Raw genomic sequence first — 16037 nt, 5'->3', positions numbered from 1 at the left:
GCTTATCGTATTGAGCAGGATTCTGGCTGTGTCCCATTTGCCGTTAAAGGTGTTCGCTGGCGCGGAGGCGTTACAGCATATTCGTGAGCATGGTTTGCACGCGGATGATATTGAGGTGGTGCTGGGGGCTTCCGGTGGGCCGAAGTGGCTGGTATTGGCGGCCATGGACCGTTATTTGCTCCGGGAGTGGTTTGCCCAGCGCAGCCAGCCATTGCATTTGTTGGGAACGTCGGCCGGTGCCTGGCGGCTCAGTTGTTTTGCCCAGCAGGATGCCCTGGCGGCGCATCAGCGTTTTCTTGAGGCGTATGTCAGTCAGCGTTATTCGGCCAAGCCAACGCCGCAGGAAGTGGCAACCGAGTGTCGTCATATTCTTGATCTCACCCTGGGTGAGCAGGGGCTGGCGGAGATTCTGGCCCATCCTTTTATGCGTTATCACACTCTGGTGACGCGCTGTCGTGGCTTGACCGCCAGTGATATCCACTGGCTACAAACGGCGGGCTGGCTCGGGGCGATTGGGGCCAACCTGTTATCACGCAAGGGGATGCGCCCCTGGGTTGACCGAGTGCTGTTCCATCATCCCGACAAGCCACCCATCGACCATTTTCCTCATTTGCCCGCACAACATGTCACATTAACCGCCGATAATCTGCGCCCGGCTATTTTGGCGACGGGGGCGATTCCATTGGTGATCGACGGGGTGCGTGATATTGCCGGAACGCCAAAAGGCACGTATCGGGATGGCGGTATTACCGACTACCAGTTTGATTTGCCGGTGTTGCCGAACAAAGGGTTTGTGCTGTATCCCCATTATTTTGCCCAGGCTCCCAAGGGTGGCTGGTTCGACAAGAAGTTACGCTGGCGTACCGCATCACGGGAGTATTACCGTCGCACCATCATTATTGCGCCGTCGTGGGAGTTTGCGGCGACCTTGCCGGGCGGTCGCATCCCGGATCTGGATGATTTTTACGATTTTGATTACTCACAGCGGCGGCTGCGCTGGGAGCAGGTACTGGCGGCTTGCGAAGGGCTGGCGGATGCGCTGGATCATATTCACAGTCAGCAGCGCTGGGCGGAGATTGCCGAGCCTTTACCCTGGTAGATCGCCCGGCTCGGGCCGGGTGTGTACGAGGGGTTTTTGAATCAATACAGGGCGACGGTATATGGCACGAGTGATTGAAGTATTCCGGGTTTTTTTATGGCTGGGGTTAACGTCTTTTGGTGGCCCGGTTGCCCATTTGGGGTATTTCCGTAGCGAGCTGGTAGAAAAACGTGGCTGGTTGAGCGATGCCGCGTATGCCGATCTGGTGGCCCTGTGTCAGTTTTTGCCTGGCCCGGCCAGCTCTCAGGTTGGTTTTGGGCTGGGGTTGATGCGGGCGGGCTGGGGCGGAGCCTTGGCGGCCTGGCTGGCGTTTACGTTGCCGTCAGCACTGGCGCTGGTGGTGTTGGCCACCATGGCGACCACAGTGACAGCGTTGGCGCCGCTGTTACAGGGGCTGAAAATTGTGGCGGTGGCCATTGTTGCTCACGCGGTGCTGGGCATGGCGCGTACCTTGTGCCCCGACCGGGCCAGGGCATCGATGGCGTTGCTGGCGGCGGCCCTGGTACTGTTACTGGGTGGTTTGAGTGGTCAGTTATGGGCGATCGCAGTGGGCATGCTGGGCGGCATGATCTGCTGTCGTCATTTGGCTGGGGCTGTGCCGGAGGTTCCCTTGTTTGGTGTGTCCCGTCGTGCTGGTCTGGTGGCTCTGGGGCTGTTTGTGGTGTTGCTGGGGGGGTTGCCCTGGCTGGCGCTGGCAACGGCGGAGCCGGGCTGGCAGCTGTTCGACAGCTTTTATCGGGCCGGGGCGCTGGTGTTTGGTGGCGGTCATGTGGTGTTGCCGCTGCTGGAGGCAGAAACCGTGCAGGCCGGGCGTGTTGGGGCGGAGGCTTTTCTGGCCGGTTACGGCGCAACTCAGGCGGTGCCAGGGCCGTTGTTTACTTTCAGTGGATTTCTGGGGGCCGAGTGGGCGCAAGGACTGGGGGCTTCCGGGCTGATGACCTGGAGTCTGGCCGGGCTGGCGCTGGTGGCGGTGTTTCTGCCCGGTTTTTTGTTGCTGGTGGCGGTCTTGCCGTTCTGGCAGCTGGCGGGGCAATGGGCCGGATTACGGGCGCTGATGGCGGGAGCCAATGCGGCGGTGGTCGGGATTCTGGCGGCGGCCTTGTATCAACCGGTGTTTACCAGTGCCATTCATTCATCGGCGGAAATGGCTTTGGCGTTGCTGTGTTTTGTTTTGCTGACCAGCTGGAAAGCACCGTCCTGGCTGGTGGTAATCGTAGGGGCGTTGGGTGGTTGGGTGCTGGGTTTTTGATAACCGAACAAGAGGCCGGGTAATCCCGGCCTCGGTTGGACTGTTTGTTGTTTGTGATGCTATGTGAGTGGGAAGACGTCAGGACTCTGTTGCGGTGGCCGGAGTTATCTCGGCGACTGGCGCTGCCGGAGTTATCTCGGCGACTGGCGCTGCCGTGGTTGCCGGTTCTGGCTCTGCCAACCCTCCCCCTAACACCCGATACAGCGTGATGCGGTTGGACAGCTCTTCCAGCTGCGAGCTGATCAGTTCCTGCTGGGCTGAGTAGTAGGTGCGTTCACTGAGCAGGGTGTCCTGAAAACTGTCAACACCGGCCTGGTAACGCTTCATGGCCAGTTCATGGCTGCGTCCGGCGGCATCGACATAGGCGCTTTCTGCATCCAACTGATCCTGAATGGTGGCACGGCGGGCAAGGGCGTTAGCAACTTCCGCAAAGGCGCTCTGAATGGTGTATTCGTAGTCGGCCAGATACTTCTGTTGCTCGGCCTTGGCGGCTTCCAGATCGGCTTCCTTGCTGCCCCAGTCGAAGATATTCATGCTCAGGCTGGGGGCCAGCGTCCAGATCGTGGAAGCACCTCCGCTGAACAGGCTCGATAACGCCGCGCTGGCGACACCACCGGTTGCGGTCAGGCTCAAGGATGGAAAATACGCCGCCCGGGCTGCGCCAATGTTGGCGTTGGCGGATTTCAGCGTGTGTTCGGCCGCCAGCACATCCGGTCTTTGCAAGAGTACCGCCGACGACAGCCCGACGGGAATGTCGGTCACCAGCTGTTGCGTGGTGGGCAAGCTGGTTGGCAGCAGGGCATCATCCAGGTCGGAGCCGACCAGCAGTTGCAGGGCGTTTTGGTCTTGTGCGACCTGGTTGCGATAGCTGGCGATATCGGCTCGGGCGCTGTGGTAGGTGGTTTCTGCCGAGACCAGATCAATCCGTGAGTCGACTCCCAGCTCCAGCCGTTTGGCGGTAATTTCCATGGCTTTCTGGGCACTGTTGGCAGTCTGTTGGGCCAGTGCCAGCCGGTTCTGATCCGAGGCCAGCGTCAGCCAGGCGTTGGCGGTTTCCGCTATCAGGCTGATATGGGCGGCGCGGGCGGTTTCGGCACTGGCGTAATAGCTTTCCCGCTCGGCGTCGGTGAGGCTGCTGTTTTTGCCAAACAGGTCGATCTCGTAGGCGCTTAAACCGCCGGTGGCTTGCCAGTCACTGCTGACGCTGCCGTCGGTGTTGACGCGGGATCCTTCGATGCTGGCGCCGAGTGCCGGGTATTGGTCGGCACTTTGGCCGCGATAAGTGGCCCGGGCAGCGGCGACATCGGCGATGGTGGCCCGCAGGTCACGGTTATTGGCCAGTGCCTGTTCGATCACCTGTTCGAGGCGTTGGTCCTGGATAAAATCCTGCCACGGCAGCTGCTGGGCGGCATTGAGGTTATTCTGGCTCTGGCTGTCAGCATCCGGCAGCTGTGCCGGGATAGGGGCATCCGGGCGCTGGTAGTCCGGGGCCATGCTGGCACAGCCGGACATCAGTACAACGGCGGTGATGGACCACAACAGCGGGCGACAGCAGTGAATGATCGGCTTCATACGGAGGCTCCTGTGTGGTTTGGTGACGGTTTTTTATCCAGGCTGGTGGTGGTCATGGCGGCGTCATCGTCATCATCATCGTAACGTTTGCGGCCCGGAAACAGGCCGCGCACCAGCACAAAGAACAGCGGTACAAAAAACAACGCCAGTACGGTGGCACTGAAAGTACCCCCAACAATGCCGGTACCGATGGAGTTACGACTGTTGCCACCGGCACCGCTGGACAAGGCCAGTGGCAAGGTGCCGAAGATAAACGCCAGCGAGGTCATCAGAATGGGGCGCAAGCGCAGGAATGCCCCTTCGACGGCAGACTCAACCAGCCCCTTGCCTTTCATATAGGCGTCTTCGGCAAACTCGACGATCAGAATGGCGTTTTTGGATGCCAGACCAATGGTTGTCAGCAAGGCGACCTGAAAATAAATGTCGTTTTCCAGGCCCCGGAATGTTGCCGCCAGCACTGAACCCAGAACCCCCAATGGCACAACCATAATCACGGCGATGGGGACCGACCAGCTTTCATACAAGGCGGCCAGCGCCAGAAAGACCACCAGAATCGAGATGGCATACAGCATGGTGGACTGGCCGCTGGACAGCCGTTCCTGATAGGACAAGCCGCTCCAGGAGCCGTTGGCACCGCCACCGAGGGCGCTGGTCAGGGCTTCCATTTCGTCCATGGCATCACCGGAGCTGGCACCGCTGGCGGCGGCCCCTTCGATTTCGTAGGAGGCAAAGCCGTTATAGCGGCTCAATGTCTGCGGCCCGGATGACCAGTAGCTGCTGGTAAAGGCAGAAAATGGCGTCATTTCGTTGTCGCTGCCACGGACAAACCAGTATTGCAGGTCATCGGGTTTGGCGCGGTATTCACTGTCTCCCTGGACGTAGACTTTTTTCACCCGGCCGTTATCAATAAAGTCGTTGACGTAGGAACCGGCCCAGGCCGTCGACAGGGTGGAAGAAACGTCCGACAGCGAGACCCCCAGGGATACCGCTTTGGCCTGGTCAATCTCGAGTTGCAGTTGCGGCGTATCGCTCAGGGCGCTCAGCCGTATCCCGGTAATCTGGTCGCTGGCGCTGGCGGCTTGTATCAGCTGGTCCTTGAGCGTGATCAGCTCTTCTCGGCTGGTACCGGGAGCGGCGAGTAGTTCGTAGGTAAAGCCGTTGCTCTGCCCCAGGCCTCGGATGGATGGAGGGGACAAGATAAAGAAGTTGGCGTCACGAATGGTCGACAGGCTCGCTCGGGCACGTTGGATAATGGCGTTGGCGGAGGTGTCTGCGCTGGTGCGTTCATCCCAGTGTTTCAACGCCACAAAGGCCATGCCGGTATTCTGCCCGGAGCCGGCGAAGCTGAAGCCGGAAATGGCGAAGATGTGTTTGACGTTGTCGGCTTCATTGTCGAGGAAATAATCCTCGATCTCGCGGGCGACTGCGGCCGTGCGCGGCAAGGATGCGCCGGTGGGCAGGTTGAACATCACCATGATTTCGGCCTGGTCTTCCGATGGCAAAAAGCCGGTTGGCAAGCGCATCAGCGAGAAGGCCAGCACCGCAATAATGGCACAGTAACCCAGCATCCAGCGCAGGGGTCGGCGTATAACACCGGCAACGTTTCCCCGGTAGCGTTGGTTCATGGCGTCGAACTTGCGATTGAACCAGCCAAAAAAACCGCGCTGGCTGGCGCCGTGGTCGGTGGGTTTCAGCAAGGTGGCGCACAGGGTTGGCGTCAGTGTCAGTGCCACAATCACCGACAGGATCATCGAGGAGACAATGGTGACGGAGAACTGCCGGTAAATCACTCCGGTGGAGCCGCCAAAAAATGCCATGGGCAGGAAGACCGCCGACAACACCACGGCAATACCGATCAGGGCGGTGCTGATTTCTTTCATGGATTCGATGGTCGCCTGGCGCGGCGACAGGCCTTTTTCGGCCATCAGGCGTTCGACGTTTTCGACCACGACAATGGCATCGTCCACCAGCAAGCCAATCGATAACACCAGTGCCAGCATGGTCAGGGTATTGATGGAATAACCAAACACGGCCATCACACCAAAAGTACCCAGCAAGACGACGGGCACGGCTACCGCAGGAATCAGGGTGGCGCGCCAGCTGCCCAAAAACAGATAGATAACGGCGATAACCAGAATAATGGCTTCGAACAGGGTGTGTTCAACTTCGGCGATGGAAACCGTGATGAAGTCGGTTGAGTCTTTCGGGTAGGCGATATCCCAGCCGGTTGGGAAGTTGGTTGCCAGCTTCGCCAGGGCTTCCTTGACGGCGACGGCGGTATCGAGTGCGTTGGCACCGGGGGATAACAGTACCGCCATGCCGGATGATGGGTGACGGTCCAGGCGGCCTTCGTAGCTGTAGCTTTCACTGCCGCGTTCTACCCTGGCGACATCGCCAAGCGTGACCAGGGCACCTGAGCTATCACTTTTGATAATGATATTGCGGAACTGCTCGGCGGTCTGCAGCATCGATTGGGCGGTGACGGTGGCGTTTAATTCCTGCCCGGCCGGTGCGGGTTGGGCACCGATATTACCGGCGGCAATCTGTACATTCTGGGCACTGATGGCACTGGTAACATCAGAGGTCATCAACTCATAGTTGGCCAGTTTGATCGGGTCGAGCCAGATCCGCATGGCGTATTGGGCACCAAATACCCGGGTGCTGCCGACCCCTTCGATACGGGCAATGGAATCCTGCATGTTCGAGGCAATGTAGTCGGAAATATCGTAGCCCGAGACGCTGTCGGTGGTGTCGTATACCGAGGCAATCAGCAAAAAGGAAGACTGTGAGGATTTTACCGTAACGCCATTGTCTTGCACCGCATCCGGCAAGCTGCTGGTGATCTGGGATACCTTGTTTTGTACCTGAACCTGGGCCATGTCCGGGTCGGTCCCCTGCTCAAAGGTCACGTCGATACTGGCATCACCATCGGAGGAGCTGGAGGAGCTGAAATACAGCAAGCCATCCAGCCCGGTCAGTTGCTGTTCGATAATCTGGGTCACGCTGTTTTCGACGGTTTCGGCCGATGCGCCGGTATAGGTGGCATCGATTTTAACGGTCGGTGGCGACACGCTGGGGTATTGGGCTACGGGTAACGACAAGATCGATTGCAGCCCGAATAGCATGATGATGATGGAAATCACCCAGGCAAATACCGGGCGATTGATAAAAAACTTGGCGATCATGGCAGGAAAGACTCCGGGTTATTCGCTGGCAAGCTGCGGTGTGTGGTCATCGGGGTTGGTATCGGTACGGCTCAATTTGATCGAGCCGTCGTCGTTGACCTGCGCCTTGACGGCAATGACGTCATTACCTGCCTGTATCTTGCTGGTTCCTTCCACTATCAGTTTGTCACCGGGCTCCACACCTGCAGATACCAGCCATTGATTGCCGATGGCGCGTTCTGTTGTGACGATGCGTTTTTCAACCTGATTGTTGTCATTGAGCAGCAAGGCCACGGCATGACCCTGGCTGTCGTGGGATATCCCTTGTTGTGGCAGCAGGATGGCGTTGTGGTTAACGGCATCTTCGACCACGGCGCGGACAAACATGCCGGGCAACAGGAGGCCATCGGGGTTGGCAAATTCGGCCCGCAGGGTGACTGAGCCGGTATCTTCGTTCACCGCGACTTCACGGACTTTCAGGGTGCCTTGGTACTCATAGCGAGAGCCGTCTTCCAGAATCAGGCTGACTCTGGTACTGCCGGTTTTGATGCCGGAATGTTGCAGCAGTTTACGCAGCAGTAACTGATCCTTGGACGACTGGGTCATATCCACATACATCGGGTCGAGGGTATTGATGCTGGCCAGCGCGGTACTTTGTGAGGCATCCACCAGCGCTCCGGGGGTCACACTGGACAAGCCGATACGGCCACTGATCGGGGCGGTGATTCTGGTATAGCCGAGGTTGATGTTGGCGGTGACCAGCGCGGCCCTGGCGCTGGCGAGGGCGGCTTCGGCTTCCAGCCAGGTGGTATGGGCATCGTCAGCATCCTGTTGGGAGATGCCCTGAATGGTGACCAGACCAGCGTAGCGCTTGTCGGTCAAACGGGCTGATTCCAATGCCGCTTTGGCACTTTTGAGATTGGCTTTGGCCTGTTGCAGCGCCGCCTGGTAACTGGCTGGATCTATCTGGTAGAGCACATCTCCGGCATTCACCTGTGAGCCTTCTTCAAACAGGCGTTGCTGGATAATGCCGCCTACCTGGGGGCGGATATCCGAGCTTTGTGATGCCACTGTGCGGCCTTTTAATTCACTGGTGAGACTGACGGTCTGTGGCTGCACTTCAATATAGCTGACTTCCGGGGTCGGTGGCGCCGGTGGCGCCTCGCTGTCGTCGGACAAACAACCAGACAGCAGAGCGATCAAGGTCAGGCTTGTGAATAAATGGATGAAGGATTTCATCGCGGAGAGTCCTCTGGTGAAACATGAATGATTAGCTTCCCGGATTGTTCAGAAACCAGGCTCAAACCCCGGTTTGTTGCGCGACCGTAGTGCCAGGAAAACATCAGGTATTGGGAGTTGCCGCCATTGTCGCCGGGAGGAAGTTAAGAGCGGGTTAACAAAACGTAACAAAGCCGTATAAAAAGCAGCATAAAAAGCAGCATAAAGAGGCAATCAATGTGAATTTGATGCGAATGGTGTGGGCGCGGGTTGAGTATGAGTGGGGAGCAGGCCGAATAAGTGGATGGTTGACAGTTAAACCATTAATGATTGCCGGGAATCAGATTGCCCAGCAGCAGGTGGCAGCCGCCTTTGTCGCGAAAGAAAGGCCGACCGGCACGCCACAAGTTGAAGCCCAATGCTGCCGACCAGTGCTTGGCTTGTCGTTGTGCCTGCTTGGCATCCGGTATCGGCGTGGGAGTGAGTGGCGGTTTTTGCGCCCACAGAATCCAGTTGCCATCCTTGGTGGTAGCGTGCTGGGTAATGGGAAAACGTTGTTTGAGTTTCCACAACCAGAGTGCCTGGTCGCGGTGTTCGCGCCACAGGTTGAGTACCAGCCAGCCACCGGGTGACAGGTGCTGATGGCAGTGGTCGAGAAAGCTTTCTTGCAACTGTTGCTGATCCAGACCGTCGGCCAGAAACAGGTCGCTGAGTAACCAGTCTGCGGCGTTGGGGGGCGCCTCGGCCAGCCAGGCTCCGGCATCGGCAATCTGGACGTTCAGATGGCTGTCACGGGGCAGGGCAAAATATTGCCGCGCCACCTGTAATACCGCTGCTCGCAGTTCCACTACATTAATCTGGGACTCGGGCAGCAGGCTATGAATCGTATTGGCCAGCAGCCCTCCTCCCAGACCCAACAAACAGATGCGTTGTGGTGCTTGCTCGGCAAACAATAACAGCGAGGCCAGCATGGCGCGGCTGTATTCGTGCTGCAGCTGTCTGGGCTGGTGCTTGAGCAGGCAGCTCTGTTCATCGGCAGTACCAAAACTGAGGTAGCGTTTGTTGCCGTCATCGAACACCTGTATGACGCCATGGTCGTCGTAGCGGCGGTGTATTTCATTGGCGGCAATAAACCACTCACTCATTGTCTTGATGCCTGTGCTCAGAGGGTTTTCAGGAAGACCTTGGAGTTACGCTGGAAGTTATAAAGCTTCTGGCGTTCTTCGGGCAGGTCGGAGACCTGGCCAGGCACAAACCCCTGTTCAATAAACCAGTGGGCAGTCCGGGTGGTCAGTACAAACAGTTGCTGGAACTGGCGCTTGCGGGCTTCCTGTTCAATTTGATCCAGCAGCAGCTGGCCGCGGTGGCCGCCACGATAGTCGGGGTGAACCGCCACACAGCCGAGCTCGGCGCGGTCGTCAGAGTAGGGGTAAAGCGCGGCGCAGGCGGTGATCATGCCGTCCCGTTCGATAACATAAAAACGGTTCAGCTCGGTTTCCAGCAACTCCCGTGAGCGGCGTACCAGAATGCCGGCGTCTTCCAGCGGTTTCAGCAAGGTGAGGATGCCGCCAACGTCATCGATTCTGGCCGGCCGCAGCTGGTCGTACGGGTCCTGGCTGATCATGGTGCCCTTGCCTTCGCGGGTGAACAGCTCCTGCAGCAGGGCGCCATCGTGCTGAAAACTGATCAGATGCGCCCGTGGCACTCCCTGGCTGACGGCTTTGAGGGCCGCTTCGGCGTGATGGCGGGCTTCGCCGTGAAAGTGGGTCAGGCGTTCTTCGAGGCTGCGGCAGGTCAGTTGCTGCAAGGTCTCGCCGTTGTCTTCGAGCAAGCCGTCATCCTGTCCCATCAGAATCAGTTTGTCGGCGCGCAGGCTGATGGCCGCCTGACGGGCAACATCTTCGACGGCCAGGTTGAACACTTCGCCAGAGGGCGAGTAACCAAGGCAGGACAACAGCACAATATTGCCCGCCGCGAGCAGGTCGGTAATGGCGCTATGGTCGATCCGGCGTACTTCGCCGGTGTGCTGGAAATCAATGCCATCAATCACGCCCATTGGGCGGGCGGTGACAAAATTGCCGCTGACTACTCGCATGCGGGCACCGTGCATGGGGGAATTGGGCAAGCCGACGGACATGCGGGATTCAATGTCTGCCTTGACGTAACCAACCGCGGCTTTGACCGCGGTTAACGCCTGGCGGTCGGTGATGCGGAAGTCTTTGTAAAAAGTACTTTGTACGCCCAGACGTTCCAGTGCGGTATCGATCTGCGGTCGTGCGCCATGGACCAGTACCAGGCGTACGCCCAGGCTGGTCAGCAGGGCGATATCCTGGACAATATGGGTAAAGTTGGCGTCGGCGATGGCGTCGCCTTCGAACATCAGCACAAAGGTTTTGCCCCGGTGCGCATTGATGTAGGGGGAAGACTGACGAAACCAGTGCACATAAGCGGTGGTATCAGGGGTCACTGCAGTGTCTCATTCATGCAAGTAGAAGGTAGTCGGACGATTTAACCATGCTCATCCGCTGGGCACTACTGCCGGCAGCGGAAATGCCTGTCAGGCCAATCGTGTCGGGCTGATATTCAGGGTGCCGGTCAGCTCTGGGGAGTGAGGCAAAATTGCTGGATCAGGGACTGCAGCAGTTTGACGCCCGGTGCGATCTGGTCGATGGCGAGGAATTCATCCACCTGATGGGCCTGATCAATACTGCCCGGCCCCATTACAATGGTTTCAAACCCAAGCGCTTGCAGGAAGGGCGCTTCGGTGGCGAAAGCGACGGCTTCGCTTGGGTGGCCGGTCAGTCGCTCGGCAGCCTGTACCAGAGCACTGCTGGCGGGGGTTTCAAACGGCTCGACACCGGGAAAGTGGCTTTCCAGCTCGAACGTTACCTGGTTCTGGGCGGCGATGGGGCTGAGTCGCTGGCGAATCTCGTTACGCAAATCATCATTGCTCATGCCCGGCAAGGCGCGCAGATCAAAGGCCAGCTCGCAGCTGCCACAGATGCGGTTGGGGTTGTCGCCACCGTGGATACAACCGAGGTTCAGCGTTGGTACCGTGACGGCAAAATGGGCATTGTTATATTGCGTCGCCAGCTCGCGGCGCAGGGTTCTGAGTTCGCCGATGACATCGTGCATGGCATCGATGCTGTTGACGCCCAGCTCCGGGTTGGATGAATGCCCGGCGCGGCCGGTGAGGCGCACGCTTTCCATAATAATGCCCTTGTGCATGCGGATAGGACGCAGGCTGGTGGGCTCACCAATCACGGCATAACGGCCCTTGAGGCGACCCTGGTGAGCGAGATCGCGAGCGCCGGTCATGGCGCTTTCTTCATCGGCGGTGGCCAGAACAATCAGCGGCTGCTGGAAGTCGCTGGCCTGAAACACCTGTACGGCTTCCAGTATCAGTGCAAAAAAGCCTTTCATATCACAGCTGCCGAGACCGTACAGGCGGCCGTCACGTTCGGTGAGGGTGAAAGGATCGGACTGCCACAGCTGCGGGTTGCAGGGCACGGTGTCGGTGTGACCACTGAGCACCAGACCGCCATCGCCACTGCCCAGTGTTGCGATCAGGTTCGCTTTGTCGGGGTGATTCGTGACGGGCAGGATCTCGCAGGCAAACCCCAGCGCCTCAAGCCAATGGGCGAGGCAGTGAATCACCGCCAGGTTGCTCTGGTCGTACTGGGGTAACACCGAGCTGATGCTGTTATGGCTGATCAAGGTGCTCAGGCTTTCGATGAGCGTAGGGACTTTCCGGGCAGAAACAGACATAAAGCAATGACCTTGTGCTTGCGCAACCTGACGAGCGTCATGACAATAGCGCCATGACCTATGAAATTGAGCTTAAACTGCGTTTTGCCCCGGAGCACGCCATTGCCTTGCAGCAGGCGCTGGATGTGCGGGCAACGCGTGGCGGACATTCTACGCTGAACAACACCTACTTTGACACTGAGCAAGGGGACTTGTCGCGCCAGGCGTGTGCCCTGCGTATTCGTCAAAACGGTGAGTCATCGTTTGAGCAAACCCTGAAAACCCGGGGTAGCAATCAAGGGGGGCTGAGTGTTCGTCATGAATGGAACTGGCCTCTCGATCATCACCAGTTGGATACCACCTTGCTGGCCAGCGATGTGGTACGGGCGCACTGGCCTGACGGCGTGTGTGCTGACTCACTGCTGCCCTTGTTCAGCACCAACTTTGCGCGCCAGCGCTGGGTCTGGCAGCGGGGGCCAAGCCAGGTCGAGGTGGTACTGGATCGTGGCCTGATCCAGGGCGGAGGTACGGAGGTGCCCCTGTGTGAACTGGAGCTGGAGCTGCTGCAAGGGGACCCCGCCGATATCTGGTGGATGGCCGAGACACTGGGTGCCGAGGTGCCGCTGTGGATGAGCGACATCAGTAAAGCCGAGCGCGGTTACCGCCTCCTGGGCATGGGTCGGGACTGGCGTCAGCGGGGTAATCTGTTTGCCTGTGATGCCGATCCGGCCCTCTTGCCAACGCAACTGAATGAAAGCCTTGAGTGGATCAAACGGGCGCTGGAAGCATTACTTTGGGAGCCTCCGCGTAGCGCCGATCTGGCGATTGATTTTGCCGCACAGCTGTTAGCTTTTTTTGAGCTGGCACGGCAGGAACCGGCGCTGCAGCAATATTTGCCCGCCGGGACTCTGGTAGACTCGGCGCTGGCGTTGACTTATGCCTGTCTGGTGCAGACCGGATGTGATGAGCAGTCATCATGCTTTGAGCAAGCCGAGGCTGAGATTAACCAATGGCGTGAGCAGCCTTCGCTGGCGGGTGCCTTGTTGCAACTGGGCCACGGTTTATGGCAATGGCAGCCCAGTGGTGTTTCGTCGCCGGAGGCCGTCTCGTCACTGTCCCGGTATCTGTTGTCGCGGTCCGTCAATGCCCCGTCACGAGGGGCCGACTGGTCGCCATCGCAGCTGGTGGCGCTGATGTTACTGGCAAGGGATAACGGGTCGCTCACATCGGCGAACCGGGCGGAAATTGCTCGTCTGGCCCATGAGTTGCTGGGTCTGCAGTTGTACCAGGTAGCGTTGGGTTCTGACAGCCGGGCCATGGCAGTGCAGCAGCATTCCCGGCGGTTGTCTGGATTAGTGGCGCAGTGGATGCACTGACGCCCGTCGTCGCCTTGTTTCTATCGTATTCTTTTTCTTCTCTGGAGTTTTTCCATGCAGTCTAGTGCTGATCGTCAACTGAGTCTTACTGGTCTGCTGGAGGATATGCGCAGAGACAGGTTGCTCAGTTCCAGCGATTACGAACAGGCTCTGGGTATACGTCGCCAGGCGGGAGAGGCGAGTTTGCATCCGCTGACCTTGCTGGCGCGGCAGAACTTTCAGGATGCTCGCCCCCATGGCAAAACCCTGACCGAAGATGTGCTCTGCGAGTGGTTGGCGCAGCGGGTAAATATGACCACCTGCCAGATCGATCCGCTGGAAATTGATGTGCCTTCTGTGACGGAGGTGATGTCGTACGCGTTTGCGGAGCGTCATTGTATTCTGGCGGTGCGGGTAAGCGCCGAGGAAGTGGTGGTGGCGACGGCAGAGCCGGATGTCACCAGCTGGGTGGTCGATCTCGAACATGTATCCCGGCGGCGTATTCAGCGTGTATTGGCGTCGCCGTCGGCCATTGAGCGTTACCGGGTAGAGTTTTACCAGCTGGCCAACTCGGTCAGCCGGGCGCGTGGCGATCATTCCAGCAGTGGTGCGGTACAGAATCTGGAAACCATGCTGGAACTGGGCAAGGCCAGAGCGCCGGACGCCAATGATGAGCACATCGTCAATATTGTTGACTGGCTGCTCCAGTATGCGTTTGACCAGCGCGCCAGTGATATTCATCTGGAGCCACGGCGGGAGGTGGCTCATGTGCGCTTCCGGATTGATGGCGTGTTGCACAATGTCTACGAGCTGCCTGCCCAGGTGGGTATGGCGGTGGTGGCACGGCTTAAATCCCTTGGCCGTATGAATATTGCGGAAAAACGCAAACCTCAAGACAGCCGTCTGAAGTCCAAGACTCCCTCTGGACAGGAAGTCGAGTTGCGGTTGTCGACCCTGCCCACGGCGTTTGGCGAAAAACTGGTGATGCGGATTTTTGACCCGCAGGTGCTGGTTCGCAGTTTTGTCGAGATGGGTTTTGGCAAGGAAGATCAGCGCCGCTGGCAGAAAATGGTCAGCAACAACCACGGAATCGTGTTTGTCACCGGGCCGACCGGGTCGGGTAAAACCACCACGCTGTACTCGACCCTGAAACAGCTGGCGACCGAGGACGTAAATGTCTGCAGTATCGAAGACCCGATCGAGATGGTCGAACCAGCCTTTAACCAGATGCAGGTACATCCGGGCATCGAGCTGACGTTCGCCAGCGGTGTGCGGGCGCTGCTGCGTCAGGACCCGGACATCATTATGGTCGGGGAGGTGCGTGACCTGGAAACCGCAGAAATTGCCGTACAGGCGGCGCTTACCGGGCATTTGGTGTTATCGACCCTGCATACCAACGATGCACCTTCAGCGTTTACCCGATTGCAGGAACTGGGGCTGCCTGCCTATCTGATTCGTTCCAGTGTGCTGGGGGTGATGGCGCAGCGGTTGATCCGGTCGCTGTGTCCGCATTGCAAACAAAAACAGCCGACCGACGAAGCCGCATGGAAGCAGCTGACGGCTCCCTGGTTGGTCAAAACTCCCGAACAGGTGTACAGCGCTGTCGGGTGTCTTGAGTGTCGGGGGACCGGTTATATGGGGCGTCTGGGTATTTATGAAGTCATGCCCATGACCGAAACCCTGGAGCTTTTGATTAACGAACAGACGGATCAGCAAAAACTGCGTCAGGCGGCGATGAAAGAAGGCATGCACAGCTTGCGACTCAGTGGTGCCCACAAAGTGGCGGCTGGTTTGACAACAATGGAAGAAGTGATGCGTGTCGCACCGCTGGCACGACATTCAAGTTGATATTGTTGACGGACGCCCAGTAACACGAATCGTCATGGAGAGTCTGGGCTTCAAACGTTACAATGCGTCAAAGCTCACCCAGGCAACAGGATATCCAGGTGCAAAAACTCGTTCCTCCCATTATCGATCTCGAAGCCTCCGGTTTCGGTTCCGGCAGCTATCCCATCGAGGTCGGGTACGCGCTGGAGGATCGCATGGTGACTTGCTGCCTGATACGTCCGGCTCCATCATGGTGTCACTGGAGTGAAGAAGCAGAAAAGATTCACGGTATCTCCCGTTCGATGCTTGAGTCCGACGGCCTTGGCCCGCGTGAAGTGGCATTACGTATGAACGACGCCTTGCGAGGGAAAACCCTGTACTCGGATGCCTGGAGTTACGACAGCTCATGGCTTGGACGGCTGTTCGATGAAGCTGACCTGGTGCAGCGCTTTCGTATTGATACGATCAACCGCCTGCTGAGCCAGGAGCAGATGGAAGCCTGGCATGACACCAAGAACAGCCTGTGGGATGAACTGAAGATCGAGCGCCATCGCGCTGCCAATGATGTTCGCGTGTTACAGGAAACGTTTTTACGGGTCACTGGCCGGGTCTGAGACCGGCGGATTGTTCGATTATCTTGACCCCATTGAGCCGGGGTTTATCCTTATGCGCCGATGATCTGTACCCTCGGCCGTGCCGTCTATATGCAATATGGCTCAATGCTGGAGCTTGCCCGGCAGATCCGGTATGTTTCCCGGCATACCCTCATTGGACCCTGACAGGCTCCGAAGAGCACTGGAGAATAA

11 protein-coding genes are annotated in these 16037 nt (G+C 58.3%); 5 read left to right on the top strand and 6 right to left on the bottom strand.

The genetic code is table 11. The annotated features are described in order from the left end of the window. Positions 1 to 28: 28 nt before the first annotated feature. A complete protein-coding gene (locus tag Q8W32_RS02395) occupies positions 29 to 1099 on the top strand; it encodes a patatin-like phospholipase family protein (protein WP_305413549.1) in 1071 nt (356 codons plus the stop codon). A 61-nt stretch (positions 1100 to 1160) separates the two neighbouring features. After that, positions 1161 to 2348 carry a chromate efflux transporter gene (chrA, locus tag Q8W32_RS02390; protein ID WP_305413547.1) on the top strand — a complete coding sequence of 396 codons (1188 nt, stop codon included), beginning with the start codon at positions 1161 to 1163 and terminating at the stop codon, positions 2346 to 2348. Positions 2349 to 2426: 78 nt separating this feature from the next. Here chrA and Q8W32_RS02385 read toward each other — a convergent pair whose 3' ends face one another. The 6 genes from Q8W32_RS02385 to argE form a co-directional block, all read right to left on the bottom strand. Further along, positions 2427 to 3920 carry an efflux transporter outer membrane subunit gene (locus Q8W32_RS02385; RefSeq protein ID WP_305413546.1) on the bottom strand — a complete coding sequence of 498 codons (1494 nt, stop codon included), beginning with the start codon at positions 3918 to 3920 and terminating at the stop codon, positions 2427 to 2429. Continuing rightward, complete coding sequence (locus tag Q8W32_RS02380; protein ID WP_305413545.1) at positions 3917 to 7105, bottom strand: efflux RND transporter permease subunit; 3189 nt, start codon at positions 7103 to 7105, stop codon at positions 3917 to 3919. Before Q8W32_RS02380 ends, Q8W32_RS02385 begins: the two co-directional genes overlap by 4 nt. 18 nt (positions 7106 to 7123) lie before the next feature. After that, positions 7124 to 8323, bottom strand: a complete 1200-nt coding sequence (locus Q8W32_RS02375; RefSeq protein ID WP_305413543.1) for an efflux RND transporter periplasmic adaptor subunit — start codon at positions 8321 to 8323, stop codon at positions 7124 to 7126. Positions 8324 to 8625: 302 nt separating this feature from the next. Next, on the bottom strand, positions 8626 to 9447 hold the full coding sequence (locus Q8W32_RS02370) for a spermidine synthase (RefSeq protein WP_303431157.1): 822 nt from the start codon (positions 9445 to 9447) through the stop codon (positions 8626 to 8628). 17 nt (positions 9448 to 9464) lie between these two features. Then, the gene (gene argA, locus Q8W32_RS02365) at positions 9465 to 10769 is read right to left on the bottom strand and encodes an amino-acid N-acetyltransferase (RefSeq protein WP_305413540.1); all 1305 of its coding nucleotides are present in this window, start codon (positions 10767 to 10769) and stop codon (positions 9465 to 9467) included. Between the two features lie 128 nt (positions 10770 to 10897). Next, positions 10898 to 12070 carry an acetylornithine deacetylase gene (argE, locus tag Q8W32_RS02360; protein WP_305413539.1) on the bottom strand — a complete coding sequence of 391 codons (1173 nt, stop codon included), beginning with the start codon at positions 12068 to 12070 and terminating at the stop codon, positions 10898 to 10900. A gap of 14 nt (positions 12071 to 12084) precedes the next feature. Between argE and Q8W32_RS02355 the strand changes: the two genes are divergently transcribed. The 3 genes from Q8W32_RS02355 to Q8W32_RS02345 all read left to right on the top strand — a co-directional run bounded on the left by Q8W32_RS02355 (position 12085) and on the right by Q8W32_RS02345 (position 15845). Next, complete coding sequence (locus Q8W32_RS02355; protein WP_305413537.1) at positions 12085 to 13425, top strand: inorganic triphosphatase; 1341 nt, start codon at positions 12085 to 12087, stop codon at positions 13423 to 13425. 54 nt (positions 13426 to 13479) lie between these two features. Next, entirely contained in the window at positions 13480 to 15252 is a 1773-nt protein-coding gene (locus Q8W32_RS02350) for a GspE/PulE family protein (RefSeq protein WP_305413535.1), read from the top strand. Positions 15253 to 15350: 98 nt separating this feature from the next. Next, on the top strand, positions 15351 to 15845 hold the full coding sequence (locus tag Q8W32_RS02345; protein WP_303431151.1) for a hypothetical protein: 495 nt from the start codon (positions 15351 to 15353) through the stop codon (positions 15843 to 15845). Positions 15846 to 16037: the final 192 nt, after the last annotated feature.

The organism is Oceanobacter sp. 3_MG-2023 (assembly GCF_030688925.1).
GTDB lineage: Bacteria > Pseudomonadota > Gammaproteobacteria > Pseudomonadales > Oceanobacteraceae > Oceanobacter.
Note: the sequence above shows the minus strand (reverse complement) of the source record. Positions and strands in the feature narration are given on the sequence as shown.

What these genes read in the sequence shown, in the direction of transcription:
- chrA (WP_305413547.1), top strand. Translation starts at nt 1,161, where the DNA reads ATGGCACGAGTGATTGAAGTATTCCGGGTTTTTTTATGGCTGGGGTTA.
- Q8W32_RS02385 (WP_305413546.1), bottom strand. Translation starts at nt 3,920, where the DNA reads ATGAAGCCGATCATTCACTGCTGTCGCCCGCTGTTGTGGTCCATCACC.
- Q8W32_RS02380 (WP_305413545.1), bottom strand. Translation starts at nt 7,105, where the DNA reads ATGATCGCCAAGTTTTTTATCAATCGCCCGGTATTTGCCTGGGTGATT.
- Q8W32_RS02375 (WP_305413543.1), bottom strand. Translation starts at nt 8,323, where the DNA reads ATGAAATCCTTCATCCATTTATTCACAAGCCTGACCTTGATCGCTCTG.
- Q8W32_RS02370 (WP_303431157.1), bottom strand. Translation starts at nt 9,447, where the DNA reads ATGAGTGAGTGGTTTATTGCCGCCAATGAAATACACCGCCGCTACGAC.
- argE (WP_305413539.1), bottom strand. Translation starts at nt 12,070, where the DNA reads ATGTCTGTTTCTGCCCGGAAAGTCCCTACGCTCATCGAAAGCCTGAGC.
- Q8W32_RS02350 (WP_305413535.1), top strand. Translation starts at nt 13,480, where the DNA reads ATGCAGTCTAGTGCTGATCGTCAACTGAGTCTTACTGGTCTGCTGGAG.